Here is a 22,099-nt window from a genome sequence, read left to right on the forward strand (position 1 = left end):
ACCGGCCGCCCTGCGCGCCGGACTGGCCTGCGCGACCGGCCGCCCTGCGCGGTCGGTCGGCCCGCATGTCCGGCTGCCGTGCGTGACTGGCCGCCCAGCGCGCACGACCGGTCGGCCCGCACAGTGGCCGCCCAAGCGTGACCGGCCAGCCCTGCGCGCCGGACTGGCCTGCGCGACCGGCCGCCCAGCGCGCACGACCGACCGGCCCGCACGGCCGGCGCGGCCCGCGACCGGCGCTACCCACGACGCCCGGAGGGAATTCCCTCCGGGCGTTCCGTGTTCCGGGTGGCAGGAAGTTCTACATTCAACTAAACTTCGAGCACAAGGAGGTACCGACATGCCTGCAGTGACCGTCGAGAACCCGCTGACCCTGCCCCGTGTGGCGGCGTCGGCCGAGGCCGTCGCCCGCCCCGTGCTCACCGTGACGACCGCACCGAGCGGTTTCGAGGGCGAGGGCTTCCCGGTCCGTCGCGCGTTCGCCGGGATCAACTACCGCCACCTCGACCCGTTCATCATGATGGACCAGATGGGTGAGGTGGAGTACGCGCCGGGAGAGCCGAAGGGCACCCCCTGGCACCCCCACCGCGGCTTCGAGACCGTGACCTACATCGTCGACGGCGTCTTCGACCACCAGGACTCCAACGGTGGCGGGGGCACCATCACCAACGGCGACACCCAGTGGATGACGGCGGGCTCGGGCCTGCTGCACATCGAGGCCCCGCCGGAGTCGCTCGTCCTGTCGGGCGGTCTCTTCCACGGGCTCCAGCTCTGGGTGAACCTGCCGGCCGCGGACAAGATGATGGCGCCGCGCTACCAGGACATCCGCGGTGGCTCGGTCCAGCTGCTCTCCACCCCCGACGGCGGCGCGCTCCTGCGGGTCATCGCCGGTGAGCTGGACGGTCACGAGGGCCCCGGCATCACGCACACGCCGATCACCATGATCCACGCGACCGTGGCGCCCGGCGCCGAGCTGACCCTCCCGTGGCGCGAGGACTTCAACGCCCTCGCGTACGTGATGGCGGGCCGCGGCAGTGCCGGTACGGAGCGCAGGCCGGTCCACACCGGCCAGACGACCGTCTTCGGCGCGGGTTCCTCGCTCACCGTCCGCGCGGACGAGCAGCAGGACGCGAACACCCCGGACCTGGAGGTCGTCATCCTGGGCGGTCGCCCGATCCGTGAGCCGATGGCCCACTACGGCCCGTTCGTGATGAACACCCAGGCCGAAGTCCAGCAGGCCTTCGAGGACTTCCAGAAGGGCCGCCTGGGCACGGTCCCGGCGGTCCACGGGATGTCGGAGGGTGGCCTGTAGGCCGGCCGCCGCAGCTCAACGGTGTGAGGGTCCCCGTCCGTGCCGGACGGGGACCCTCACACCGTTCACCCCGAAACCGAACCCGAAATCGAACCCGAACCGGCCTCGGCCCCGCCCCCGGACTCCTCCTCGTACAGCTCGAACCAGATGCTCTTGCCCTCGCCCTGCGGGTCCACCCCCCACGCGTCGGCGAGCAGCTCCGTGAGGACCAGGCCCCGTCCGGAGGACGCCAGTTCGCCGGGGTGGCGCTTGTGGGGCAGGTCGTCGCTGCCGTCCGTCACCTGGATCCGTATCCGGCGGGCGCCCGCCGGTCCGGCCACCTCGGCGACCAGCAGCGCGTCCCCGTCCGTGTGGACGAGCACGTTCGTGATCATCTCGGAGACCAGCAGGACCGCCGAGTCGACCTGGTCGGCGGAGGTCCAGTCGTGCAGGAACTCCCGCAGCTGCTGCCGGGCCGTCGCGACCTTCCGCGGTTCGGCCTGGGCGACGGTCAGCGCGGTCCGCCGTACGGGGCGCCGCGCGGTCGCCGAGGCGTCGGGGTCGCAGCCCTCGTCCCCCGCCCGGCACAGCAGCAGCACCGCGATGTCGTCCTCGCGGCGGTCCGCGAGCGGCCCGGTCATGTGGTGCGAGGAGGGTCCGTGCACGGCCTGGACCAGCGCGTCGGCCAGCACCTCCATGTCGCCGTCGTGGCTCTCCAGGATCTTGCGGATCCTGAGCCAGCCGGTGTCCAGGTCGTGCCCGCCGGTCTCGATCAGCCCGTCCGTGCAGATCAGCATGGTCTCGCCGGGCTCCAGCACGAGCCGCGTCGTCGGATAGTCGGCGTCCGGGTCGATGCCCAGCGGCAGCCCGCCCGCGGTGGGCCGGGTCAGCACGGTCCCGTCCGCCATGCGTATCGCCGGGTCGGGATGGCCGGCCCTGGCCATCTCCAGCAGGCCGCTCTCCGGGTCCACCTCCACGTACAGGCAGGTCGCGAAGCGCAGGTCCGCGAGGTCGTCGTCGGACGTGATCCCGTACAGGAAGCGGGAGGCGCGCGAGAGGACCGCGTCCGGGCGGTGCCCCTCCGAGGCGTACGCCCGCAGCGCTATCCGGAGCTGGCCCATCAGCCCCGCGGCGCGTACGTCATGGCCCTGGACGTCGCCGATGACCAGCGCGAAGCGGCCGCCCCCGGGGCTCCGCGAGGTGCCGCCGGGCAGCGGGATCATGTCGTACCAGTCGCCGCCCACCTGGAGACCGCCGCCCGTGGGCACATAGCGGGCCGCGACGCTCATCCCGGGGATCTTCGGCCCCAGGGTGGGCAGCATCGACCGCTGGAGGCCGTCCGTGAGCTCCCGCTCGGACTCGGCGACCCCCGCCCGCGAGAGGGCCTGCGCCAGCATCCGCGCCACCGTCGTCAGCACGGACCGCTCGTCGGGCGTGAACATCACCGGGTACGTGAAGGCCGCCATCCACGCGCCCATCGTGCGCCCCGCCACCGTGAGCGGCAGGAACGCCCAGGACTGGCGGCCGAAGTGCTGGGCGAGCGGCCAGGAGGCCGGATAGCGGCTGCGGTAGGCCTCCGGGGAGGAGAGATAGACGGCGCGGCCGGTACGGACGACCTCCGCGGCCGGGTAGTCCGTGTCCAGCGGCATGTGGGAGAACGGGCCCTCGTCCCCCGGCTGCTGCCCGTGATGGCCGACGACGGTGAGCCGGTCGGCCTCCGCGCCGAAGACCGCGAGCCCGTCCGGTGAGAACCCGGGCATCGACAGGCCGGCCGCGACCCGCAGCACCTCCTCCGTGGACCGTGCCTCGGCCAGCGCCCGCCCCGCGTCCAGCAGGAACGCCTCGCGTGAGCGCCGCCAGTCACCCGTCACGGGCGTACGGGCCGCGGCGCCCGGCGGCGGCTCGGTGACCTCCTGGAGGGTGCCGATCAGGTGGTACTCCCCGATGCGCGGCGGGGTCGGTGACTTGGAACGGCTGCGCACGGTACGGAGCACATGGCCCTGCTCGTCCATCACCCGCAGCCGGAGCTCGGCGAGCGTGTCCTCGGTGGCCGCCAGCTGGACGACCCCGCTGACCTCGTTCCAGTCGACGGGGTTGAAACGGGCTCGTATTCCTGCCTCCGTCAGCGAGGTCGGCTCGGCGGGCAGCCCGAGAAGCCGGGAGGCCTCGGCGTCGAGAGTGACCTTCCCGGCGTTCTTGTCCCACCCCCACAGGCCGGTGGCGAGGGTGGCGAGGACGTCCCCCACGGAGAAAAGGGGATCACCGATGCGCATTGACCCACTGTATGAACAGGTGAACGAAGCGTGCCACTGAGGCAGGTGGGGCGGGGGTGGGCGGCAGGGGCCGTACTGCCCTGGGAACTATTGCGAACGGCGATCACGAGGCGGCCGGTACGCTTGCCTGTGTTTCACGTGAAACACACCCCCGATCGCGAAGACTGGATGAAACGACGATGCATCGGTACAGGTCCCACACCTGCGGCGAGCTCCGCGCCTCTGACGTCGGCAGCGACGTCCGGCTGAGCGGCTGGCTGCACAATCGCCGAGACCTGGGTGGCATCCTCTTCATCGATCTGCGCGATCACTACGGCATCACGCAGCTCGTGGCCCGCCCCGGCACTCCCGCGTACGAGGCTCTCGACAAGGTCTCCAAGGAGTCCACCGTCCGTGTCGACGGCAAGGTCGTCTCGCGTGGCACGGAGAACGTGAACACGGAGCTGCCCACCGGCGAGATCGAGGTCGAGGTGGGCGAGGTCGAGCTGCTCGGCGCCGCCGCCCCGCTGCCCTTCACGATCAACGCCGAGGACGGTGTGAACGAGGAGCGGCGTCTGGAGTACCGCTTCCTCGACCTGCGCCGCGAGCGGATGCACCGCAACATCCTGCTGCGTACGTCGGTCATCTCGGCGATCCGCCACAAGATGACGGCCCTGGGCTTCAACGAGATGGCGACCCCGATCCTCAGCGCCACCTCCCCGGAGGGCGCACGTGACTTCGTCGTCCCGTCCCGGCTGAACCCGGGCCGGTTCTACGCCCTGCCGCAGGCTCCGCAGCAGTTCAAGCAGCTGCTGATGATCTCGGGCTTCGACCGGTACTTCCAGATCGCGCCCTGTTTCCGTGACGAGGACGCGCGCGCCGACCGTTCGCCGGGCGAGTTCTACCAGCTCGACGTGGAGATGTCCTTCGTCGAGCAGGAGGACGTGTTCCAGCCGATCGAGAAGCTCATGACCGAGCTGTTCGAGGAGTTCGGCAAGGGCCGTCCTGTGACGTCGCCCTTCCCGCGCATCCCGTTCCGCGAGGCGATGCTGAAGTACGGCTCCGACAAGCCGGACCTGCGGGCCCAGCTGGAGCTCACCGACATCACCGACATCTTCGAGGGCTCGGAGTTCAAGGCCTTCGCTGGCAAGCACGTACGGGCGCTGGCGGTGCCGGACGTGTCCGCGCAGCCCCGGAAGTTCTTCGACCAGCTCGGTGACTTCGCGGTCTCGCAGGGCGCGAAGGGTCTCGCCTGGGTGCGGGTGACCGAGGACGGCTCGCTGACCGGCCCGATCGCCAAGTTCCTCACCGAGGAGAACGTCGCCGAGCTGACGAAGCGCCTGTCGCTGGCGGCCGGCCACGCGGTGTTCTTCGGCGCGGGCGAGTTCGACGAGGTCTCCAAGATCATGGGCGCGGTGCGGGTCGAGACCGCCAAGCGTGCCGGGCACTTCGAGGAGAACGTCTTCCGGTTCTGCTGGATCGTCGACTTCCCGATGTACGAGAAGGACGAGGAGACCGGCAAGATCGACTTCTCGCACAACCCGTTCTCGATGCCGCAGGGCGGTCTGGAGGCCCTGGAGACCCAGGACCCGCTGGACGTCCTGGGCTGGCAGTACGACATCGTCTGCAACGGCGTCGAGCTGTCCTCCGGTGCCATCCGGAACCACGAGCCGGAGATCATGCTCAAGGCCTTCGAGATCGCGGGCTACGACCGGGACACGGTCGAGGAGCAGTTCGCGGGCATGCTGCGCGCGTTGCGTTTCGGCGCCCCGCCGCACGGTGGCATCGCCCCCGGGGTCGACCGCATCGTCATGCTCCTCGCCGACGAGCCGAACATCCGGGAGACCATCGCGTTCCCGCTGAACGGCAACGCGCAGGACCTGATGATGGGCGCGCCGACCGAACTGGACGAGACGCGGCTGCGTGAGCTGCACCTCTCGGTACGCAAGCCGGCGAGTTCGGCGAAGTAGGCCGCCGACGGCAGCCGACGGTATGTGACTGTGGGGCGGTGCCACCCTCGATGAGGGTGGCACCGCCCCACAGTCGTTCGCCCTCGTTCGCCCTCGTTCGCCCTCGGCTGTCCTCAGGGCGTATCGCGGTCGTCCTCGTCCGGGAGCGGCGGGAGCCGTAGATCGGCCAGATCGCCCGGGAGCGGTCCCTCGTCGTGGCTGCGGGCGTAGCGGTGCACGCGCACGTCGAGGTTCATACGCCGGGACTCCCTGCTGAGGCGGCGTCGCTCGCGTCGCCCGGCCTCGTCGTCGTCCAGCTCGTTGTACCGGCGGCGGGTCTCCCAGAAGGACCGCTCCCGGGCCGCCGCCGCCTCTCCGGGCGTGGGCGCGCCCCGGCCTCCGGTGACGTCTTCATCGAGGTCTTCGCCGAAGTCTTCGCCGAGGTCTTCGTCGCGGCTTCCGTCGAGTTCGTCTGCCATGGGCACACAGTGGCACAAACCGGCGAGGACGAGGAGTAGATCCCCGCGTACCCCCTTACGAGTGATAAAGGTTTTGCCCGGAACATCACAATCAAGCCAGTGCGTTCCCATTGTTGAGGGTGAGTCCTCTGCGCGCGGTGGGACTCCGTCTCGGTCCGCGTGGCCGTACGGCGCCTGTCCCCGTGGCTGTCGCGCCCCCTCGTGCGCTCCTCCGACGCTTCGCCGCACGACCTCACTTACCGGCCATGGACCTCGTTGACCGTGCGGCGTTCCTCCCCACACGCTCCTCCAGCATGTGGTCACCCCGCTTCCCGGGGCGACCTCGGACGGGCCCCGGGCTGCCCGGGGCCGGATGAGAGGAAGGCCGACGATGACCCGTAACGCGGAGAACCAGCACAAGCCGGTCCGCAAGTCGCTGACCGAGCGCACCCAGGACGAACTCGAGATCGCAGGGTTCGACGAGGTCGAGACACCGGAGGCGGACATCGTCAGCCTCGGTGGCGCCAGCTACACCAAGATGCTCGGCAAGATCTACGCCTGACCGTCTCCTCGGGGCTCCGGCGTGCGAGACGCCGGGGCCCCGGGATCCGTCGTGCCGGACCCCGGAGAGGCCGCCGATGCAGCGCATCACCTCGGAACTGCCCTACTTGGACCAGGCAGGCCATGTCTACGTGCCGCTCGCCGGACCGGCACGGTCCTGTCTGAAACTCAACCGTCACGCGTCCCGGGTCTGGCGCGAGGCGCTGCGCGGCCCCGTGGACCTCGACGCCCTGTCCGGACCGGACCGCGACTTCCTGCTCGGCCTCACCCGGCGCGGTGTCCTGCGGACCGCGCTCACACCCGGACACACGCCGGCGCCCACATCCACGCCCACACCAGTGCCCACGTCCACGTCCACGTCAACGTCTATGCCCACGTCCACGTCCACGTCGGAGGGAGTGTGAGATGGAGACGCTGACACGGCCGGCCATCGCCTTCGTCAACCCCTCGGTCGGCTTCTCCGACCGCCGTAAGTCCAAGCCCATCGGGCTGGCCTACATCATGGCCTACCTGGAGAAATCCGGATTCCCCAGCTCGGGCTTCGACTTCGGGGACTCCGAGGACGACGCCGTCGAACTGGCCGCGCTCTACGGCCTCGACCGCTTCGACGTCGTCGGATTCTCCGTCTACAACGAGTCGTTCCGCGCGGCCGTCGCCATGGCCGAGTGGATCAAGAGCCGTCGCCCGGAGTGCCTGATCGTGCTCGGCGGCCCGCACGCCACCGCCGTGCACGAGCACATCCTGCGCCGCCATCTCTGCGTCGACGTCGTGGTCCGGCGCGAGGGGGAGGAGGCGATGCTCGATCTCGTACGCGGTCTGGACGACCGGGCCGGGCTGACCGGGATCAGGGGCACCACCTGGCGTGCCTCCGACGGCAGCGGGCTCGTGGTCAACAAGGACCGGGACTTCGTACCCGACCTGGACCTGATCCCGTTCCCCGACGCCGAGTTCACCTCGCACTCCGGGTACCCCGACCTCACGTACTTCGACGAGGTGCAGGGCCGGCTGAAGGCCGCGCTGACGATCTGCAGCAGCCGCAGCTGCCCGTACAACTGCTCCTTCTGCGGTGTGCTCACCATCGGCCGCAAGTACCGGTCGCGCGAGGCGGAGCGGGTCGTCGCCGAACTGCTCCACTTCCGTGAGCGGCACGGCGTCAACTACGAGCACGTGTACTTCAGCGACGCCAACTTCTTCGTCTCGCCGACCCGTGCCCTGGAGGTCGCCGAGGCGCTGTACGAGGCCGATCCGCAGGTCACCTTCAGTTTCGGCACCCGGGTCAACCAGATCCTCAAGGCCGCCGAGGTGCTGCCCCGCCTCAAGGAACGCGGGCTGCGATTCATCGAGCTGGGCATCGAGTCCGCCTCGGAACCGGTCCTGGAGCGGCTCGCCAAGCATGTGAAACCCGAGGTCAACGTGGCGGCCGTACGCCTGCTGAAACGCCTCGGCATCGAGATCTCGCTCGACTTCATCATGCTGGACCCGGCCACCACCCTGGCCGACATCCGCGCCAACATGGAGTTCCTGCGCGAGGCCGGGTTCTACGACTACGTGCCGCACGACCACCTCTACACCGCGCTCGTGCTCTACGAGGGCACACCGATCCGCGACTTCTACGCCCAGCGGTTCGGCGTGGTCTTCGACCCCGACGACCTGCCCAGCCCGTTCACGCTCTTCGAACTGCCCGAGGTGCAGCGGTTCAGCGACACGCTGCGGGCCTTCCGCAAGCACTGGCAGGACCGGATCGACGGCGCCCTGGCACAGGGAGAACTCGCGCTCGCCTCCATCGGGGACGGCACCGTCGGGGACGGTTCCACGGGGGGTGGCCTGGACTTCCCCCGCGTGGCCCACGCCCGGCTGCAGCTCGACGTGGTGTCGCTGCGGCACGCGCCCAACCTCCTGACGGAGCGCCTGCTGGAGGACGCCGAAAACGGGTTTCCCCTGCTGGACGGGGGCGGACTCGACGCGCTGCTGCCCCTCCTCGGACACGACCGCGTCCCGCTGCACGACCTGGTCGAGCGCACCGAGGCCATGGCACGGGAGGCGGGTTTCGCGCAGGCCCCGGGCGCCGTGAGCCCCCATGGGAGGGACTAGAGGGACGACCCAGGGACGACCCAGGGACGACCCAGGGACGACCCAGGGACGACTCAGGGACGAGCGGAACAAGCGGATGAGAGATACGAGCTCTTGAGAGGGAGTGACCACATGGCCACAGCCGTCGGTACAGCGTCTCCGATCCCCGAACTGGGCCCGCCCGGTGTCCACGGGATCTGTTTCAGCTGCGACTCGATCAAGGACATGGACATCGCGGAGGAGACGGCCACCCGGCTCGGCTCCACCGCCACCTGGTACAGCGTCGGCATCCTCGCCACGGACCAGGAACTCGCCCTGAAGTGCGCCGAGTTCTGCCGTCGGCACGGACTGCACGCGCTGTTCCACCCGCTCGACCTGGACGTGTGCGGCACCGGCCCGCTCGACGACCGGCTGCTGCGCCTGCTCGGGAAGCGCGCCGACGAACTGGACTCGCCCTGGCTCAACATCGACCTCGCGATGTGGGTCCGCGAGGGGGAGACCCTCCTTGAGTCCCTGGTGCCCATGGCGCTCGTCGACGAGGCCGTCGACTGGGCGGTGGACCGGATCAAGCACGCCCAGGACGTCATCGGCCGCCCGCTGACCATCGAGAACGCCCCCTATCCGTACGTGGTCGGCGACGGGGACATCCTCACCCTGATGACGCGGATCGCGGAGCGGGCCGACTGCCTGATGACCATCGACGTAGGACACCTCTACGGACTGCGGGTGCAGCAGGGGCTGCCCCCGGTGCTGCCGAGCGACGACGACATCGCCTGGGACCGGGTCGTCGAGGCGCACATGAGCGGTACGTTCGTCCGCCGCTTCGAGGGCGGGGTGCGCCTGGTCGACGACAAGCACGACTGGCCGGTCAGCGACGAGGTGTGGGAACTCGCCGACGCGCTGCTCCCCCGCGCCCCGCAGCTGCGGTCGGTGATGGCGGAGGCGGAGGGCATGAGCGCCGACGAACTGACCGACAGCGTGCGGCGCTTCGCCCGCCGGGCCGACCACTGGTGGAGTGCCTCATGACCCCCGACACGACCCGGTCCTCCGCATCCGGTGCCGTTCTCGACTACGCCAGGCTGACCGACACGACCTGGCGCATCCTCAACGCGACCCCCGGACGCCGGACCGAACTGCTCGACACGCTGCCCCCGGCCGAGCGCGCCGTCGTCGCCGAGGGCACCCGCGGACCGGGTTTCGACATGGAACAGGCCCGGCGTCGCAAGACCGTCGCCAACGTCCTGACCGTGACCTTCCCGGTCACCTTCTTCGCGTACTACGGGCGGGCCGGCGCGGAAGGTCTGCACACCTTCCTGGACAGCGAGTTCTGGCAGCGCAGGCCCGCACAGCCCGGGTCGGTCTTCCCGCCCTCGGCCACCGCGTCGGCCGCCTTCGCCGGGTTTCTGCGCGACTGCGACTGGATCTCCCGGCAGGAGGACTGGGTCGGCGAGGCCTTCGCCTTCGAGGACGCCCATCTCTTCGGCGCCGCGGCGCCCGACCCGCGCCCGTACCCCGCGGGGCGCCCCCGGCTGGTGCCCGGGGCCTGGACGGCGGAGGCCACGTTCGACGTCCCCGCGTACGGCGGGCTGCTGCGCGAGCGGGGCGCCGTCGATCCGTGGACCGAGGCGCTGCTGCTGGTCAAGCGCCGTCCCGAGCCGCTCGCCGTCATCTCGGTCCCGGCCGGCGAACGTATCCGGCGGGTACGCCTCACCGGTGACACCGTCGCCGCACTGCGCTGGCTGTGGGACGCCGACGTGCCGGTGCCCGAGGAGGCCGCTGGGACGCCCGTCTACGCCAAGGCGGTCGGCGCCGGCCTGGTGGCGGTGGACGGGATCACGCAGTGACCCCTCGGGGCCCGGAGGACGGTGGCGGCAAGGATCTGGACCGCCGGGTCCGCCGGGTCCGTCAGGTCCGCCGCGGTTATCTGCTGGTGTCGGGTGTCGACTACTTCGCGGACATGCTCCTCACCGTGACCTCGGTCCTGCTGCTGCAGTCCCTCGGCATGGGTTCGGGCGCCGTGTTCGCCCTGATCGCCGCGGTGTGGATCGTCGAAGGCGTCTCCGAGATCCCCACCGGCGTCCTGGCCGACCTGCTCGGCCGCCGCGCCTCGGTCGCGATCAGCTTCGTCCTGCGGGCGATCGGCTACGGCGCCCTGTTCTTCAGCGGCAACGTGTACGTCGCCGCCGCCGGGGTCCTCCTCGCGGCGCTGGGCGGAACCTTCGCGTCCGGTGCCCTGGAGGCCTGGGCCGTGGACGAGACCGGCTCCACGGACCCGCGCGGCCTGGACCGGCTCTTCGCCCAGGGAAAGATCGCCGAGAACGCCGGCCTCGTCCTGGGCACCCTGACCGGCGCCGCCCTCGGCACCCTGGACCTGGCACTGCCCCAGATCGTCGCGGGCGTCTCCTGCGCACTGGCGGCCGTACTGTCGCTGCGGCTGATGACCGGCCCGTCGGCATCGAGCCGTCCCGGTGAGGCGGCCGGCCCCCGGGCGGCGTTCGGGCCGAGGCTGCGGGAGTCGTTCGGCGAGGTCATGACGGGGACGCGGCTCACCCTGCGGGGCGACAAGGTGCTGATCGCCCTGATCGTCGCCACCGCACTGCTGTGGCTGTTCCGGGGCATCCCCGGAGTGCAGTGGACCGTCGTGTACGAGGGACTCGTCGGCGGCGATCTGCTGGTGCTCGGCGCGATGCGCAGCGTCGGTTCCCTGCTGGAGATCCCGTTGCTCGGCTGGACCCTGCGCCTGCAGAAACGCAGGGCTTCCGCGCGCCGGACCGTCATCGTCACCGCGGCCACGGCCGGCGCCATCGCCCTGGTCTGCGCCGCCGCGGTGAAGGAACCGGCCGTCTCCATCGTCTGTTACGTGTGTTTCTCGACGGCGTTCGGCCTGTGCATGCCCGGTGTGCGGGCGGCCATGAACGAACGGATCGACAGCGGGCACCGCGCCACGGTGCTGTCCGTGGCCTCGCTGTTCAACAGCGTGTTCACCGGTGGCGGCCTGATACTGACCGGACTGGCCGTCGGCGACCTCGGCAGCGCCGCCGTGGCCTGGCCGCTCGCCGCGGCGGGCTTCGGCGTCGCGGGCCTGTGGGTGGCCTCCCTGGCCGTACGCCAGGAGACGGCACCGCCGCCCACGGAACCGGCCCAGCCGACCAGCCCCACGACGGGGTCTCAGGAGGTGCCCGCGCCATGACCGCCGCCGTGCCCGCGACATCGTCCGTGACGTCGTCCGCGACGTCGTCGTACGTCGAGGATCTGCTCGCCGACCTCCAGCTGGAGCGCGCCGGGCTGCCCGGCGGGGACCCGGCGCCCGTGGCCCTGCGCGCCCGGCGGGCCGCCGGTGAACTGGCCGGCCTGGGTCTTTCCCGGTTCGTCGCCGAGCTCCTGGGCGAGACGGCGTCCGTGCCCGTCCCGACGGCCGTACTCGACCTGGAGGCCGACGAGGACGGCCGGCGGGCCTCGTACGAGGTCTGGTGCGCGGAGGCCCGCGAGCTGACCGGCGAGGTCTGGCGGTGGCTGGCCGAGCGGCATCGCGCGGCCGGTGAACTCCCTTGGTGGTGCGGTGAGTCGGCACTCGTGCTGCCCCGCGACTCGGTACGGCGGCTCGCCGCGGTGACGGCTCCGGTGCCGGACCTCTCGGAGACCGCCGAGGCCTGGGCGGGCCGCGCCGGGCTGTGTGACGGGGCCACCGCCGAGTACAACTGGCGCTGGCTGCTGCTGGGCAAGGGCGTGCTTCCGTCGGCCCCATCGGCCCCATCGGCCCCATCGGCCTCGTCGTCCTCGGTGCTGCCGCCGCTGAACGAGCTGATCACGCTGCTCGTCGGGGAGGTACGGCGCCGCGGGCTGCTGCCGCTCGCCCACCGGGTGAAGGTGCTGCGGCGTCCGAACACCCCGTCCATGGTCATGCCCGTACGGCTGCCCGGCTCCTCGCTGCTCTCCCTGCCGACCGCGGTCACTCCGGTGACGCTCCAGTACCTGCAGCACGAGCTGGCCCATCTCGCCGAGCACGCGCTGCGTCCGGCGGACGCCCCGCTCGCCGAACGGTGGACCTTCGACCCGCTGCGCTCGGAGGGCTGGGCCCTGCTGCTGGAGCAGTTGGCCGGGTCGACCGCGTTTCTCGCCCGGCTGGGGATCGACGAGGAGAGCGCCGCGGCCCTCGCCCGGTTCTTCGCCGAGGAGGAGCACTTCAGCCGCGGCCTGATGGCGGCCGACCTGGCACTCGACGCGGACCTGGTGAACTGCCGCACCTCGGCCCAGGCGCTGGACGCCGCGTCGGCCGTGGCCGCCCGCACCGGTCTGCGCTGGGCTCCGGAACTGCTCCTGCTGCGGCAGACCCGCGTGCTGCACTGGCGCTCGTATCTCGCGGGGTACGCCTGGCGGGACGAGGTCGGCGCCGGACTCGGCGCACGCTTCGGCGCCGGCTGGGCGGACCGGGAGGAGGCCTGGGCGCTGTTGCGGGGCGCGCTGGCCCGTACCGGCACGGCGGGTTCGGCCGCCGGATTCCTGCACGCGCTGGGCGTTCCCGGGCCGCCGACGCCGACGCCGACGCCGTACATGCCGTACACGCCTGAGGCACCTGACGCACCTGACGCACGCACCTGACACACGCCCGATCCCATGAGGAGGTCAGATGATGCATGAGACGACGAGAGGGACGACAGGGGAGACGGCGACGGGTGGTGGGGGCGGGCCGTGGGACGGGCTGCGGTGGCTCTGCCGTGAGCCGGGCGTCGCGAAAGGGGTGCCGTGGGGCGAGGCGCACGCCGTCTTCGACGCCTCGCAGGACACCGCCGGGATCGTCACCCGGCAGGACCTGGAGGACTGGCTGGACTGCGGCCTGCTCCACTACCCGGTGCTGAACGCGATGCGGGGCGGTGTCCCGGTGCCGCCCGAGGAGCTGACGCGGGTCATGTACGTGTCCGGCGACGCCCGGGGCGGCTACGTGGACGGGGCCAAGGTCCGTGCCCAGCTGGCGGCCGGGGCGACCGTGGTCGTGCAGAACCTGCACGAGTGGCACCGCCCCGCACAACTGCTGTGCCGGCGCCTGGCACAGCTGTTCTCGGCCAAGGCCGGGGCAGTGGTGTTCTGGACGAAGGCGGGGGAGGACGGGCTGCGGGTCCACCGTGACGACGGCCATCTGTTCGTCGTGCAGATCGCCGGGGCCAAGCGCTGGCATCTGTACGACACCCCGCGCGAGGCGGCCGACTGGAGCCCCGGGTACGTACAGGACCTGGCGGCGGCGGCCGTGACCGTCGATCTGCGGCCCGGCCAGGTGCTGTATCTGCCGGAGGGCACGGCGCACCACACGCGTGCCCTCGACACGGAGTCCGTGCACGTCACGGTCGCCGTCCGGGAGCCCCGGCTGCGGGACACGGCCGAACTCGCCGTACGTGCCTGCCTCGCGCGCATCCCGGACCACGCCGTCCTGTCCGGGACGGCCGCCGCGCGCGAACGGGTCGCCGACGACCTGCTGGTCCGGCTGGCCGACGCGCTCGGACGCGTGGACAGAGCCGCTCTGGTCCGTGAGCTGTCGCGCCGGACCGCCGAGACACGCGGAAGCCGCTGAGCGGTGGGTGAGCGCCGGCCGGCGCGAGGTTCAGGCCATGTTCTGCACGCGAACCGCAATCCACAGTCGGTGCCCACGTTGTTGACAGCCTTCTTGCCTAGTTTCCTCGCTCATGACAGGAAACCAGGCAGAGAACCAGGCAGAGAACGAGACCGGGAGCCAGGCAGGGAACCAGTCGGCCCAAGGGCCGAAACACAAGCGGAACGTGACGCGTCGCAAGATCGTCGTGGCAGGTGGCGCGGCGGTCGCCGCGGTGGGCGCGGGCGGCGTGATCGCCGCGACCGCGAACGCCGGCCAGGCGACGAAGGGCACGTCGCCGACCGCCGACTCGACTTCGGCTTCGGCTTCGGCCTCGACTTCGGACTCGGCGGAGGCGTGCTACAAGCTCACCTCGGAGACCACCGAGGGGCCGTACTACATCGATGCCGACAAGCTGCGGCAGGACATCACCGAGGACAGAGAGGGCATCCCGCTGACCCTCCGGCTCAAGGTGATCGACGACGAGACCTGCAAGCCCGTCAAGAACGCCGCCGTGGACATCTGGCACTGTGACGCGCTGGGCATCTACTCCGGGTACGAGGACTCCAGCGGTGGGGGCGGCGGCACACCGCCCAGCGGAACGCCCACCGATGTGCCCACGGACGTACCCACCGATACGCCGACCGGCACACCGACCGGTCCCCCGCCCGGTGGCGGCGGTGGCCACCAGGAGCCCACCGACGACGAGCGCTACCTGCGCGGCACGTGGAAGACGGACAAGCAGGGCTTCGTCACCTTCAAGACGGTCTTCCCGGGCTGGTACCGGGGCCGTTGTGTCCACGTCCATGTGAAGGTGCACGTCGGCGGCACCTGGACGGACGCCGGCTACGAGGGCGGCAACACCTGTCACACCGGCCAGTTCTTCTTCGCCGAGGAGTCGGTGCTGGCCTCGGCGGAGGTCGAGCCGTACTCCACGTCGACGACCGAGCGCACGACGCTCACCGAGGACACCATCTACGACCAGTCCGGCACGACCGGCGGCCTGCTCAAGCTTAAGTACAAGAAGAACGCCATCGCGAAGGGTGTCCTGGGCACCATCACGATGGGCGTGGACCCGGACGCCACCCATGAGGGCACGGACGACGCGGTGCAGCCGGGAGCGACGGCGACGGCGACGGCTTCGGCGACCAGTTGACGAGTGGGTGACCGCCGGCCCAGTGAGAGGGAGCGGGGTGGTCAGGTGTCGTACGTGCCGTCCCAGGGCGGGCCGAAGCCCAGGCGGTCCGGGTAGAGCTCGGCCCATGGCTCGCCGTCGTCCTCGCCGGTCAGCAGGCCGAACAGCACACCGTCGCGGGTGAGTCGGAAGGGCTGGACCGCGATGCCCGCGTAGCGGCGGCGCGGGAGGCTGCGGAGGAGTTTCGCGAGGTGGGCCTGGGCCTGGGAGAGGACCGAGTCCGGGCCCTGCGGGGCGCGTTGCTGTTCGGCCCAGGTGCCGGCGCACCAGATCTCCGAGTCGAGGTGACGGCCCGCCGTGTCGAAGGTGTGGAGCACCGTGAAGAGGCGTTTGTGCTCTTCCCAGCCGTCGGCGGGGCGGAAGTCCTCGGGGAAGGCGTAGGTGACCGACCCCAGGAATTGCCCCTCCGCGAAGTGCCCGATGGCATCGGTGCGGTGGTGTGGCTCGTACGCGATCGGGATGACCTGGGGAACTGCCATGACGAAACCATACGGATGAAACGTGCACATGCCAGGAGCGGGGTGCCGTAACCGGAGCGCATGTACGGATGTGGACGATCAACCGTTATGGTCTCGTTGTCTTCTGAGCCAGAACCGATCACCTCACGTACCCAGTCTTGATGTTCATGACCGTGATCACTCGCAGTGCGAACTCCACTCTCTCGGCCGCGCGATCCCGGCGCCGTCGCAGAGGCTCCGTGAACGCGAGCGAGGGAGGGGGTGGGGGCGACGGCGGGAGAGGCAAGGGCAAGGGGCCCTCGCGGTGGGGCCTGGCAGCGCTGGCGGTGTTAGCCGCGGGGGCCCTGGTGGTGACGGGAACGGTACTGGCCTCCTCCGACTCCGACTCCGGCGCGGACTCCGACAACGAGCCGGACGCGGCGGCGGATCCGTCGGGCCGGGCGCCGCAGACCCCGGGGGAAGACGGCACCCCGTCGGCATCGGCGTCGGTGTCGGCGACGGTGGAGGACGACGGAGAACTCGGCGGCAAGGGGAAGGGCGGGGGCAAGGGGGACGAGTCACCGGACTCCTCCTCGCTCTCCATACCGTCGACGGGCCCCGGTACGTTCACCACGGCGGGTGGCCGGAGCGGGACCGTGGGGAAGGGGGCCCGTGTGCTGCGCTACAAGGTCGTCGTCGAGGACGGCCTCGCGCAGTCGGCCGAGGACGTGGCCCGGCAGGTGGAGGGTGTACTGGCCGACCCGCGTGGCTGGACGGCCGACGGCGATTCCGGTTTCCGGCGCGTCTCCAGCGGCACGTCCGACTTCGTCGTACGGCTCGCGACGCCGGGAACGGTGGACGAGATCTGCGGCCGCTACGGCCTGAACACCCGCGGCGAGGTCAACTGCAACGTCGGCCAGGACGTCGTGGTCAACCTCAAGCGCTGGCTCCTGGCGACCCCGGTCTACGCCCAAGACGTGGACGCCTACCGGGCCCTGATCATCAATCACGAGGTCGGCCACTTCCTGGGCTACGGCCACGTGACATGCCCCGGCAAGGGCAAGCCGGCCCCGGCGATGATGCAGCAGATCAAGGGTATGCACGGCTGCGAGCCGAACGTCTGGCCGTACGACACGAAGGGCAAGCTGATCACGGGGCCCGCTGTGCCGTGACGGAGGCGGGGCCGCGGGACGGGTGACTCGCAGAAGGACCTGGGACGGGGCGCGTCGGTGTGCCCGGGGTGGAGGGTCGGTGTCCGGCTGTTGGGAACAGCCCGTCGGTGGTGGTGGTTTGTGATGGGGACCGCTTCCCGGATCTGACGCCCTGGCGAAGTCGAGACCGCGCCGGGAAATCCCTCCCCAGCCCTCCATTCCTCAGCGCCCATTCCTCAGCGCCCAGTCCTCAGCCCTCAGCCCCCAGCCATCAAGGACGGATCATGAAGGCCATCATCTACAGCGAGAACGGCGGACCCGACGTTCTCCAGTTCGTCGACCGGGACCTGCCCACGCCAGGTCCCGGTGAGGTTCGTGTCCGGATCGCCGTGTCCGGGGTCAATCCGACCGACTGGAAGTCCCGCTCCGGCAATCCCCTCTCCTTCGCGGAGGTCACCCCGCACCACGACGGCGCCGGCACGATCGACGCCGTCGGTGAGGGGGTCGACCAGGGCCGGGTCGGTCAGCGGGTCTGGCTGTTCATGGCTACCGCCGGACGGCCCACCGGTACCGCCGCCGAGTTCACCGTCGTGCCCGCCGCGTTGACCGTGCCCCTGCCCGACGAGGCCGGTTTCGACGTCGGCGCCTCACTCGGCGTACCCGCGCTCACCGCTCACCGCGCGCTCACCGTCGCCGAGGACGGGCCCCGCCGGCTGCGGCCCGGAGCGCTCGACGGCAAGGTGGTGCTCGCCGCGGGCGGCGCCGGGGCGGTCGGACACGCGGTGATCCAGCTCGCCCGATGGGCCGGTGCCACCGTGATCAGCACGATCAGCGGCCCGGAGAAGGCCCGGCTGGCCACCGCCGCTGGGGCCCACCACGTGATCAACTACCGCGAGGCCGACACGGCCGACGAGGTCCGCAAGCTCGCCCCCGACGGCGTCGACATCGTCGCCGAGGTGGCGCTGGGCGCGAACCTCGCGGTGGACCTGGCCGTGCTGCGGACCCGCGGCGTGATCTCGACGTACGCCAACGACGGTGCCGAGCCGGTCGAGCTGGACGTGCGGCAGAACATGTTCCTGAACGCACGCCTCCAGTTTCTGGTCCTCTACACGGTCGGCCTGGAAGCGCTCACCGAGGGCGCCGAGGACGTCGCCGCCGCGGTGCGTGACGGTGCGCTGCCCGTCGGCGAGGAGCACGGCCTGCCGCTGGTCCGCTTCCCGCTCGACCGCACCGCCGACGCGCACCGGGCGGTGGAGAACGGCGCGGTGGGCAAGGTGGTCGTGGACGTCGCGCCGTGACCGGGCCGGAATCGGTCCGGTCCAGTCCGGTACGCGTGCCCTTTTAGACGCTTTTGGCGCCGTTTGTGTATCGGTACGCGTGGAACCCGGCCCGGCATGATCACAAGCATCGTTCGCGGCTGTGCTGCGGGAGCGGCCGGTACCACCGCACTGAACGCCGTCACCTACGCGGACATGGCCCTGCGGGGCCGGCCGGCCAGCTCCGCCCCGGAAACCGTGGTCGACCGGATCGCCACGCGCCTCGGGCGTCCGGTCCCTGCCCCTGCCACCCACTCGGGTGACAGGGGCAACCGGCTCACCGGTCTGGGTGCGCTGTCGGGCATCGCGGTCGGTACGGGTACGGGTGCCGCCGTGTCGCTGTTGCACCGGGCCGGGGTCCGGCCGCCCGTGTGGCTGGGCGGCGTGCTCACCGGGGCGTTGGCGATGGCACTCTCCGACGCGCCCATGGCCTGCCTCGGCGTCAGCGACCCCCGCACCTGGTCGGCCCGCGACTGGGCTGCCGACGCCGTCCCGCATCTCGTCCACGGCCTGGTCACCTACGGCATCGTCGCTGCCGCCGAGCAACGCCGATGACGGTCGGCACAGGCACAGGCACAGACACAGTCGCTGGCGTCGGCGTCGGCACGGGTGTCGTGATCCCGGCCTGCCTGATCGGCGCGGCCACCGGGCTGCGCAGCACGTGGGGTCTGGCAGCACTGTCCTGGGCGGCACGGGACGGGGCCCTGACGGGCGCCGCGGCCCCCCTCAGCCGGCCATGGGTCAGGATCGCCACGCTGGCCGGTGCGGCGGGTGAGTTCGTCGCCGACAAGTCACCGAGCACCGCGAACCGGCTCTCCGCCGCCGGTCTCGCACCACGCCTGCTGCTCGGCGCCCTGACCGGCGCGACCCTCTCCGACCCACGTACCCGTACCCGCAACGCTCCTCCCGCCCTCGGCGCGGCGGCCGGCGCGGCTGCGTCGCTCCTGGCGGCCTTCGCCGGACAACGCTGGCGCACCACGGACCGACACGGTGTGAGCACCGCCCCGGTGGCGGCAGCAACGGAGGACCTCGCCGCCGCCACCCTGGCCACGGCGGCCTGCGCCTTGGCAATCAGAGCCCGGCGCCGCCGGACCCCGGAGGAGACGGCGCCAGGTCGGGACGACGCAGGTCAGGAAGCGGGCGCGAAGAGCTCCAGGGCGATGTTGTCGGGGTCACGGAACTCCAGGATGTAGCCCACGCCGATGTCCTTGATGCCCTCGTGGGCGATGCCGCGGTCCTCCAGGACGCTCAGCGCCGCGACCAGGTCCTGCCTGCCGCTCACCGCCAGGCTGACGTGGTCCAGACCCACCCGGTCCTCGTCGAAACGGTCCGTGGCGACCGGGCGCAGTCCGAGCAGGGAGTCGCCGAGCTGGTAGATGACGCCGCCGAAGAGGAAGGACAGTTCCTCGCGTGTCTCGGCGTCCGCGTCCGGAGGCAGCTCGAACGCGACGGGCAGACCGAAGAGATCTTCGTAGAAGGCGCGCGAACGGTCGATGTCGGTGACGGTGAGGCGGACGTGCGCGAAGGCACGCGGGGTGATCTGCATGCGGCCATCATGCGACCGGAGCGCCGGAAGGGCCGTGAACCGCGCGGGCGCGCAGCCGAACCTCTCCTTGCCCGTCTCCCGGTCTCGTTCGTGATTTTGGCATCCAGCCCGGCCGCAGCCGGTTCTCTATGGCTGGTGACAGCCGTTTCAGTACGGTGTCGATGGCTACGATCCACGGGGAGCGGGAGGTCCAGGAAGAATTAACGCTCGAACCCCAGCTCCTGGCCGAGGTCGCCATCATCGACTCATGGGTGTACGAGATCTTTCCGTACCGGCATGTGTTCATCGTCAGCTATGGGGCCGAGTACACCGGTACGAGGGACCCGAAGCTGTCGCACGAGCACAAGGAACTCGGCCTCTTCACCTATGAGGAGGTAGCTCAACTCACCATGCCCGAGGCGTACAAGAGGACGATCGACGCGTGGCGTGTCAAACGCCGATGAGTCCCGGGTCGGCTCGGCGACGCCGCAGGCCGGGCGCCGTACCGCTGTGGCGCCCAGCCACCCCCGTCGCGTCACTGTCCGTCGCCGGTCACTGCTGCTCCGGTGCTCCGCCGAACTGCTCCTTGTACGTGGCCAGGTCCTCGTCCGTGATCTTGGCGAAGAGGACCGGGGGGACCGTGAAGGGGGTGCCGACGGGGAGGAAGTCCAGGGACTTCGCCTCCTCCTGGGTCACCCAGGCCGCCGTGTCGTCCGGCAGGGCGAAGGCCGCGCGCATGGCCTTGGACGAGGCCGGGATGAACGGTTCCGAGACCACCGCGTACAGGTGGATCAGGTTCATCGCCGTGCGGAGGGTGAGGGCCGCGCCCTCCGGGTTGGTCTTGATCTCCAGCCAGGGGGCCTTCTCCTCCAGGTAGGAGTTGCCCGCCGACCACAGGGCGCGCAGCGCGGTCGCCGCCTTGCGGAACTGGAGCGCCTCCATCTGGGTCTCGTACTCGGCCAGGAGCGACGCGATCTCCTCGCCCAGCTTCGCCTCCGGGGCGCCCGCCTCCGTGCCCGCCGGGACCTCCTCGCCGAAGCGCTTCTTCGAGAAGGACAGGACCCGGTTGACGAAGTTGCCGAGGGTGTCGGCCAGGTCCTTGTTCACCGTCGCCGTGAAGTGCTCCCACGTGAACGACGAGTCGTCCGACTCGGGGGCGTTGGCGATCAGGAAGTAGCGCCAGTAGTCCGCGGGCAGGATGGCGAGGGCCTGGTCGGTGAAGACGCCCCGCTTCTGCGACGTGGAGAACTTCCCGCCGTAGTACGTCAGCCAGTTGAACGCCTTCAGCTGGTCGACCTTCTTCCACGGCTCCCGTACGCCCATCTCCGTGGCCGGGAACATCACGCTGTGGAAGGGGACGTTGTCCTTCGCCATGAACTCCGTGTAGCGCACGTCCGACGCGCCCGCCGGCTCGTACCACCACGACTTCCAGTCGCGGTTCTCCTCCGGGGCCGCGTCCGCCCACTCCTTCGTCGCGCCGATGTACTCGATCGGCGCGTCGAACCAGACGTAGAAGACCTTGCCCTCGGCGGCCAGCGTCGGCCAGGTGTCGGCCGGGATCGGCACGCCCCAGTCCAGGTCACGGGTGATCGCACGGTCGTGCAGGCCCTCGGTCAGCCACTTGCGGGCGATCGAGGAGGCGAGCTGCGGCCACTCGTCCGCGACCTCGTCGATCCACGTCTCCACCTCGCCCTGCAGCTTCGACTGGAGGAGGAAGAGGTGCGACGTCTCGCGTACTTCGAGTTCGGTCGAACCGGAGATCGCCGAGCGCGGGTCGATCAGGTCCGTGGGGTCCAGGACCCGCGTGCAGTTCTCGCACTGGTCGCCGCGCGCCTTGTCGTAGCCGCAGTGGGGGCACGTGCCCTCCACGTAGCGGTCCGGGAGGAAGCGGCCGTCGGCCGGCGAGTACACCTGCCGGATCGCGCGCTCCTCGATGAAGCCGTTCTCGTTCAGCTTGCGGGCGAAGTGCTGTGTCAGCTCCGCGTTCTGCGGGGAGGAGCTGCGGCCGAAGTAGTCGAACCGCAGCTGGAAGCCGTCGTACACCGACTTCTGCGCGTCGTGCGCCTGGGCGCAGAACTCGTCGACCGGGACGCCCTGCTCCTTCGCCGCCAGTTCGGCCGGGGTGCCGTGCTCGTCCGTCGCGCAGATGTAGAGCACGTCGTGGCCTCGCTGGCGGAGGTACCTGGCGTACACGTCCGCCGGGAGCATGGACCCCACCATGTTGCCCAGGTGCTTGATCCCGTTGATGTACGGAAGGGCGCTGGTGATGAGGTGTCGAGCCATTGCGGGCTGCTCCCGAGTCGCTACGTGAGGTGA

General features: G+C 70.8%; 21 protein-coding genes. 16 read left to right on the forward strand and 5 right to left on the reverse strand.

From position 1 onward, the window contains the following. The first annotated feature begins 337 nt into the window (after nucleotides 1–337). The gene (locus ACLVWQ_RS16520; RefSeq protein WP_414109484.1) at nucleotides 338–1,309 is read left to right on the forward strand and encodes a pirin family protein; all 972 of its coding nucleotides are present in this window, start codon (nucleotides 338–340) and stop codon (nucleotides 1,307–1,309) included. 65 nt (nucleotides 1,310–1,374) lie between these two features. Here ACLVWQ_RS16520 and ACLVWQ_RS16525 read toward each other — a convergent pair whose 3' ends face one another. Continuing rightward, on the reverse strand, nucleotides 1,375–3,561 hold the full coding sequence (locus tag ACLVWQ_RS16525) for a SpoIIE family protein phosphatase (RefSeq protein ID WP_414109486.1): 2,187 nt from the start codon (nucleotides 3,559–3,561) through the stop codon (nucleotides 1,375–1,377). Between the two features lie 179 nt (nucleotides 3,562–3,740). Between ACLVWQ_RS16525 and aspS the strand changes: the two genes are divergently transcribed. Beyond that, nucleotides 3,741–5,510 carry an aspartate--tRNA ligase gene (gene aspS / locus ACLVWQ_RS16530; RefSeq protein WP_414109487.1) on the forward strand — a complete coding sequence of 590 codons (1,770 nt, stop codon included), beginning with the start codon at nucleotides 3,741–3,743 and terminating at the stop codon, nucleotides 5,508–5,510. 113 nt (nucleotides 5,511–5,623) lie between these two features. Here aspS and ACLVWQ_RS16535 read toward each other — a convergent pair whose 3' ends face one another. Further along, complete coding sequence (locus tag ACLVWQ_RS16535; protein WP_414109489.1) at nucleotides 5,624–5,968, reverse strand: hypothetical protein; 345 nt, start codon at nucleotides 5,966–5,968, stop codon at nucleotides 5,624–5,626. A 370-nt stretch (nucleotides 5,969–6,338) separates the two neighbouring features. Between ACLVWQ_RS16535 and ACLVWQ_RS16540 the strand changes: the two genes are divergently transcribed. The 9 genes from ACLVWQ_RS16540 (at nucleotide 6,339) to ACLVWQ_RS16580 (ending at nucleotide 15,315) form a co-directional block, all read left to right on the forward strand. After that, complete coding sequence (locus ACLVWQ_RS16540) at nucleotides 6,339–6,509, forward strand: hypothetical protein (RefSeq protein ID WP_414109490.1); 171 nt, start codon at nucleotides 6,339–6,341, stop codon at nucleotides 6,507–6,509. 76 nt (nucleotides 6,510–6,585) lie between these two features. Further along, a complete protein-coding gene (locus ACLVWQ_RS16545) occupies nucleotides 6,586–6,912 on the forward strand; it encodes a hypothetical protein (RefSeq protein ID WP_414109492.1) in 327 nt (108 codons plus the stop codon). A 1-nt stretch (nucleotide 6,913) separates the two neighbouring features. Further along, nucleotides 6,914–8,599 carry a B12-binding domain-containing radical SAM protein gene (locus tag ACLVWQ_RS16550; protein ID WP_414109493.1) on the forward strand — a complete coding sequence of 562 codons (1,686 nt, stop codon included), beginning with the start codon at nucleotides 6,914–6,916 and terminating at the stop codon, nucleotides 8,597–8,599. Nucleotides 8,600–8,710: 111 nt separating this feature from the next. Then, on the forward strand, nucleotides 8,711–9,604 hold the full coding sequence (locus tag ACLVWQ_RS16555) for a DUF692 family multinuclear iron-containing protein (RefSeq protein WP_414109495.1): 894 nt from the start codon (nucleotides 8,711–8,713) through the stop codon (nucleotides 9,602–9,604). Further along, nucleotides 9,601–10,422, forward strand: coding sequence for a hypothetical protein (locus tag ACLVWQ_RS16560; protein ID WP_414109496.1), 822 nt, complete (start codon nucleotides 9,601–9,603; stop codon nucleotides 10,420–10,422). The genes ACLVWQ_RS16555 and ACLVWQ_RS16560 overlap by 4 nt, the downstream gene beginning before the upstream one ends. Continuing rightward, nucleotides 10,419–11,768, forward strand: coding sequence for an MFS transporter (locus tag ACLVWQ_RS16565; RefSeq protein WP_414109498.1), 1,350 nt, complete (start codon nucleotides 10,419–10,421; stop codon nucleotides 11,766–11,768). The genes ACLVWQ_RS16560 and ACLVWQ_RS16565 overlap by 4 nt, the downstream gene beginning before the upstream one ends. After that, nucleotides 11,765–13,177, forward strand: coding sequence for a hypothetical protein (locus tag ACLVWQ_RS16570; protein ID WP_414109499.1), 1,413 nt, complete (start codon nucleotides 11,765–11,767; stop codon nucleotides 13,175–13,177). The genes ACLVWQ_RS16565 and ACLVWQ_RS16570 overlap by 4 nt, the downstream gene beginning before the upstream one ends. 28 nt (nucleotides 13,178–13,205) lie before the next feature. Then, a complete protein-coding gene (locus ACLVWQ_RS16575; protein ID WP_414109500.1) occupies nucleotides 13,206–14,141 on the forward strand; it encodes a JmjC domain-containing protein in 936 nt (311 codons plus the stop codon). Between the two features lie 112 nt (nucleotides 14,142–14,253). After that, nucleotides 14,254–15,315, forward strand: coding sequence for a dioxygenase (locus ACLVWQ_RS16580; RefSeq protein ID WP_414109501.1), 1,062 nt, complete (start codon nucleotides 14,254–14,256; stop codon nucleotides 15,313–15,315). Nucleotides 15,316–15,356: 41 nt separating this feature from the next. On the opposite strand, the gene ACLVWQ_RS16585 is transcribed toward ACLVWQ_RS16580, so the two are convergent. Beyond that, nucleotides 15,357–15,833: a hypothetical protein gene (locus tag ACLVWQ_RS16585; RefSeq protein WP_414109502.1), complete on the reverse strand. Its 477-nt coding sequence runs from the start codon at nucleotides 15,831–15,833 to the stop codon at nucleotides 15,357–15,359. Nucleotides 15,834–16,051: 218 nt separating this feature from the next. Between ACLVWQ_RS16585 and ACLVWQ_RS16590 the strand changes: the two genes are divergently transcribed. The 4 genes from ACLVWQ_RS16590 (at nucleotide 16,052) to ACLVWQ_RS16605 (ending at nucleotide 19,451) form a co-directional block, all read left to right on the forward strand. Next, nucleotides 16,052–16,963 (forward strand): DUF3152 domain-containing protein, encoded by a 912-nt coding sequence (locus ACLVWQ_RS16590; RefSeq protein WP_414109503.1) that lies wholly within the window; start codon nucleotides 16,052–16,054, stop codon nucleotides 16,961–16,963. A gap of 263 nt (nucleotides 16,964–17,226) precedes the next feature. Then, nucleotides 17,227–18,240 carry an NADPH:quinone reductase gene (locus tag ACLVWQ_RS16595; protein ID WP_414109504.1) on the forward strand — a complete coding sequence of 338 codons (1,014 nt, stop codon included), beginning with the start codon at nucleotides 17,227–17,229 and terminating at the stop codon, nucleotides 18,238–18,240. Between the two features lie 96 nt (nucleotides 18,241–18,336). Then, nucleotides 18,337–18,813 carry a hypothetical protein gene (locus ACLVWQ_RS16600; RefSeq protein WP_414109506.1) on the forward strand — a complete coding sequence of 159 codons (477 nt, stop codon included), beginning with the start codon at nucleotides 18,337–18,339 and terminating at the stop codon, nucleotides 18,811–18,813. Nucleotides 18,814–18,872: 59 nt separating this feature from the next. Then, the gene (locus ACLVWQ_RS16605; protein WP_414109507.1) at nucleotides 18,873–19,451 is read left to right on the forward strand and encodes a DUF4126 family protein; all 579 of its coding nucleotides are present in this window, start codon (nucleotides 18,873–18,875) and stop codon (nucleotides 19,449–19,451) included. Here the strand turns inward: ACLVWQ_RS16605 and ACLVWQ_RS16610 are convergent. After that, the gene (locus ACLVWQ_RS16610) at nucleotides 19,388–19,804 is read right to left on the reverse strand and encodes a VOC family protein (RefSeq protein ID WP_414109508.1); all 417 of its coding nucleotides are present in this window, start codon (nucleotides 19,802–19,804) and stop codon (nucleotides 19,388–19,390) included. The genes ACLVWQ_RS16605 and ACLVWQ_RS16610 overlap by 64 nt on opposite strands. A gap of 161 nt (nucleotides 19,805–19,965) precedes the next feature. Between ACLVWQ_RS16610 and ACLVWQ_RS16615 the strand changes: the two genes are divergently transcribed. Continuing rightward, nucleotides 19,966–20,247: an NUDIX domain-containing protein gene (locus ACLVWQ_RS16615; protein WP_414109509.1), complete on the forward strand. Its 282-nt coding sequence runs from the start codon at nucleotides 19,966–19,968 to the stop codon at nucleotides 20,245–20,247. 88 nt (nucleotides 20,248–20,335) lie between these two features. On the opposite strand, the gene metG is transcribed toward ACLVWQ_RS16615, so the two are convergent. Next, entirely contained in the window at nucleotides 20,336–22,066 is a 1,731-nt protein-coding gene (metG, locus tag ACLVWQ_RS16620; RefSeq protein ID WP_414109511.1) for a methionine--tRNA ligase, read from the reverse strand. Between the last annotated feature and the right edge of the window lie 33 nt (nucleotides 22,067–22,099).

The organism is Streptomyces sp. CWNU-52B (genome assembly GCF_047444975.1).
Lineage (GTDB): Bacteria > Actinomycetota > Actinomycetes > Streptomycetales > Streptomycetaceae > Streptomyces.

Coding starts and splice junctions, on each gene's coding strand:
- ACLVWQ_RS16520 (WP_414109484.1), top strand. CDS start 338: ATGCCTGCAGTGACCGTCGAGAACCCGCTGACCCTGCCCCGTGTGGCG.
- ACLVWQ_RS16525 (WP_414109486.1), bottom strand. CDS start 3,561: ATGCGCATCGGTGATCCCCTTTTCTCCGTGGGGGACGTCCTCGCCACC.
- aspS (WP_414109487.1), top strand. CDS start 3,741: ATGCATCGGTACAGGTCCCACACCTGCGGCGAGCTCCGCGCCTCTGAC.
- ACLVWQ_RS16535 (WP_414109489.1), bottom strand. CDS start 5,968: ATGGCAGACGAACTCGACGGAAGCCGCGACGAAGACCTCGGCGAAGAC.
- ACLVWQ_RS16540 (WP_414109490.1), top strand. CDS start 6,339: ATGACCCGTAACGCGGAGAACCAGCACAAGCCGGTCCGCAAGTCGCTG.
- ACLVWQ_RS16545 (WP_414109492.1), top strand. CDS start 6,586: ATGCAGCGCATCACCTCGGAACTGCCCTACTTGGACCAGGCAGGCCAT.
- ACLVWQ_RS16550 (WP_414109493.1), top strand. CDS start 6,914: ATGGAGACGCTGACACGGCCGGCCATCGCCTTCGTCAACCCCTCGGTC.
- ACLVWQ_RS16555 (WP_414109495.1), top strand. CDS start 8,711: ATGGCCACAGCCGTCGGTACAGCGTCTCCGATCCCCGAACTGGGCCCG.
- ACLVWQ_RS16560 (WP_414109496.1), top strand. CDS start 9,601: ATGACCCCCGACACGACCCGGTCCTCCGCATCCGGTGCCGTTCTCGAC.
- ACLVWQ_RS16570 (WP_414109499.1), top strand. CDS start 11,765: ATGACCGCCGCCGTGCCCGCGACATCGTCCGTGACGTCGTCCGCGACG.
- ACLVWQ_RS16575 (WP_414109500.1), top strand. CDS start 13,206: ATGATGCATGAGACGACGAGAGGGACGACAGGGGAGACGGCGACGGGT.
- ACLVWQ_RS16580 (WP_414109501.1), top strand. CDS start 14,254: ATGACAGGAAACCAGGCAGAGAACCAGGCAGAGAACGAGACCGGGAGC.
- ACLVWQ_RS16585 (WP_414109502.1), bottom strand. CDS start 15,833: ATGGCAGTTCCCCAGGTCATCCCGATCGCGTACGAGCCACACCACCGC.
- ACLVWQ_RS16595 (WP_414109504.1), top strand. CDS start 17,227: ATGAAGGCCATCATCTACAGCGAGAACGGCGGACCCGACGTTCTCCAG.
- ACLVWQ_RS16600 (WP_414109506.1), top strand. CDS start 18,337: ATGATCACAAGCATCGTTCGCGGCTGTGCTGCGGGAGCGGCCGGTACC.
- ACLVWQ_RS16610 (WP_414109508.1), bottom strand. CDS start 19,804: ATGCAGATCACCCCGCGTGCCTTCGCGCACGTCCGCCTCACCGTCACC.
- ACLVWQ_RS16615 (WP_414109509.1), top strand. CDS start 19,966: ATGGCTACGATCCACGGGGAGCGGGAGGTCCAGGAAGAATTAACGCTC.
- metG (WP_414109511.1), bottom strand. CDS start 22,066: ATGGCTCGACACCTCATCACCAGCGCCCTTCCGTACATCAACGGGATC.